This window comes from Turicibacter sp. T129 (assembly GCF_025594975.1).
GTDB lineage: Bacteria > Bacillota_I > Bacilli_A > MOL361 > Turicibacteraceae > Turicibacter > Turicibacter bilis.
Genome location: NZ_JAMQUU010000097.1, coordinates 1 through 2,771, shown reverse-complemented (window position 1 = coordinate 2,771; position 2,771 = coordinate 1). Strand labels below are relative to the sequence as shown.

The 2,771-nt window shown below is 35.2% G+C and carries 2 protein-coding genes; one reads left to right on the top strand and one right to left on the bottom strand.

Annotation, left to right across the window (positions count from 1 at the left end; genetic code table 11):
* Nucleotides 1-298 precede the first annotated feature (298 nt).
* Nucleotides 299-841, top strand: coding sequence for a rubrerythrin (gene rbr / locus NEH75_RS12840; RefSeq protein WP_055305287.1), 543 nt, complete (start codon nt 299-301; stop codon nt 839-841).
* A 384-nt stretch (nt 842-1,225) separates the two neighbouring features.
* Here the strand turns inward: rbr and purB are convergent, their stop codons facing one another.
* Nucleotides 1,226-2,521, bottom strand: a complete 1,296-nt coding sequence (purB, locus tag NEH75_RS12835) for an adenylosuccinate lyase (protein WP_055305288.1) — start codon at nt 2,519-2,521, stop codon at nt 1,226-1,228.
* Nucleotides 2,522-2,771: the final 250 nt, after the last annotated feature.

Below are 2,771 nucleotides of genomic sequence, written 5' to 3'. Positions count from 1 at the left end.
CCCATGCCGGGCGCACATATACAAAAAAGATGCGCTTAGCGCATCTTTTTTAATTGGAAGTAGATAAACTACTTACTTTATACTGATCTCACTATTATTATATCTAAAATTTATCTTATAAGCAATTTTTTATTACCTCAAATAATAATTAATATCAAAAATATGATAATATCAATTATTTTAAATAAATTTAAGAATTATTATTGATTTTAATCTAAAGCTAATATAAACTAGTAATAGTTACTACTTATATTAAAAAGTCTAATTAGAGATAACGAGAATAAAGGAGAATTGAATTATGAATAACTTAAAAGGCTCTAAAACTGAAGCAAATTTAATGCATGCATTCGCTGGTGAATCAATGGCACGTAACAAATATACTTATTATGCTGCAAAAGCTCAAGAAGAAGGATACGAACAAATCGCAAACATCTTCTTAGAGACAGCTCGTAACGAAATGGAACACGCAAAATTATGGTTCAAATTCTTACATGAAGGTGAAATCGCAGATACAATGACAAATTTAAAAGATGCTGCAGCTGGAGAGAACGATGAGTGGACTGATATGTATGCAACATTCGCACAACAAGCTCGCGAAGAAGGGTTCAATCGTATTGCAGCCTTATTCGAAATGGTTGGAAAAATCGAAAAAGAACACGAAGCACGTTACTTAAAATTATTAAAAAATATTGAAGAAGGTCAAGTATTTGAACGTGAAGAAGAAGTTGCTTGGGTATGCCAAGAATGCGGACACATTCATTTCGGGAAAAAAGCGCCGAAAGTATGTCCAGTTTGCTCATACGATCAAGCACACTTCGAAATCCGTTCAGAAAACTACTAATATCTTAAAGAGCCGAATGGCTCTTTTTTTGCTCAAAAATAAAAATGTGGATAACTTCAAATGAAGTTATCCACAACACGATTAAATTGAATATGGCCAATCAAATTAATCTAAAATATTTAACTACCTTCCCTCATATAAGGTAGTACATTTAACTAAAATTTATTTCCCTACTTAACTCAGAGAACGCAAAATTCTCGCTACTTTTTAGCCCATCTAATTCATTTGAATTTAAATGTTCTTATCTTTTAGGGCAACTTTTATTCAATCCAGTTTCAAATGACAACCTTCCTATCAAGTCTCCTCCGATCACTAAACTCAAACTTCAAGTTTAGACCCCCGAAATTCGATCTGTACGGAAAGCTAAACGTCATTTTCAACCTTTTAGTTTAATCCCAGACGCTCGAAGATTCCGTCTACTGCTTTTAAGTGATATGTATGATCGAAGCAATCATCTAAATCTTCCATTGTTAAATGGCTCATGACTGTTTCATCTGCTTCTAATAATTGACGGAATGATTGACGGTTTTCCCAAGCTTGCATTGCTTTAGGTTGAACTAAATCATAAGCTTGCTCACGAACAAATCCTTTTTCGATTAATTTTAACATCACACGTTGAGAGAAAATAACACCATGAGTTTTGTTGATATTTTCTAACATGTTTTCTTCATAAACCGTTAAATTATCGATAAGGTTAGTGAAACGATTTAACATATAATCTAATAAAATTGTTGCATCTGGCATAATAATACGCTCTGCAGATGAATGTGAAATATCACGTTCATGCCATAAAGCAATATTGTCATATGCCGTCACCATATATCCACGTAACACACGTGCGCACCCTGCCATGTTCTCAGAACCGATTGGGTTACGTTTATGTGGCATAGCTGAAGAACCTTTTTGTCCTTTACGGAAGAACTCCTCTGCCTCACGAACCTCAGTACGTTGTAAGTGACGAACTTCAACACCCATTTTCTCAATAGATGCTCCAACTAACGCGATAGCTGCCATATAAGCGGCATGACGGTCACGTTGTAACGTTTGAGTTGAAATCTTAGCAGATTCAATTCCTAACTTCTCACAAGTGTAATCTTGAACGAAGAATGGAATATTCGCGTGCGTTCCAACGGCACCAGAAATTTTTCCACACTCAACCGCACGAGCAGCTTCCTCGAAACGAGCTTGATTACGTTTCATCTCTTCATACCATAACGCTAACTTTAATCCAAACGTCGTGATTTCAGCATGAACCCCGTGTGTACGACCCATTTGCACTGTATGTTTATATTTTTTAGCTTTCTCACCTAAAACATCAATAAAACGTTGAATATCAGCACGTAAAATATCATTCGCTTGTTTTAATAAATATCCATTCGCTGTATCTACAACATCCGTTGACGTTAATCCATAATGTACCCACTTCTTCTCATCGCCGCAAGTTTCACTTACCGCACGTGTAAAAGCTACAACATCATGGCGAGTTTCTCGCTCAATTTCATAAATACGATTCAGATCAAACGAAGCATTTTTCCATAACTTTTCAACATCTTCCATTGGAATATGTCCTAAATGAGCCCAAGCTTCACAAGCTAAAATCTCAACCTTTAAGTATGCTTCAAACTTATTTTGTTCTGTCCAAATAGCTGCCATCTCAGGGCGCGAATAACGCTCAATCATGTCTACTTTCCCACCTTATCCTATTTTACTTTACCTATTTATTTTAACTTAATTTGCCCATTCTAACAAATCTTTCTTTTAAATTTTTGATATCATTTGTCGGAATAAAAAAATGATAAACTACCGAAACCCTAACAAGTGATTAATCCACTTTCATTTCAAATCGAGTAGGAGATAATTAATTAATTTAATCATCGTCCTCTCACACCACCGTACGTACGGTTCCGTATACGGCGGTTCTATTTTATCT

Excerpts from the sequence above, each read along its gene's own strand:
- rbr (WP_055305287.1), top strand. The coding sequence starts at position 299 with ATGAATAACTTAAAAGGCTCTAAAACTGAAGCAAATTTAATGCATGCA.
- purB (WP_055305288.1), bottom strand. The coding sequence starts at position 2,521 with ATGATTGAGCGTTATTCGCGCCCTGAGATGGCAGCTATTTGGACAGAA.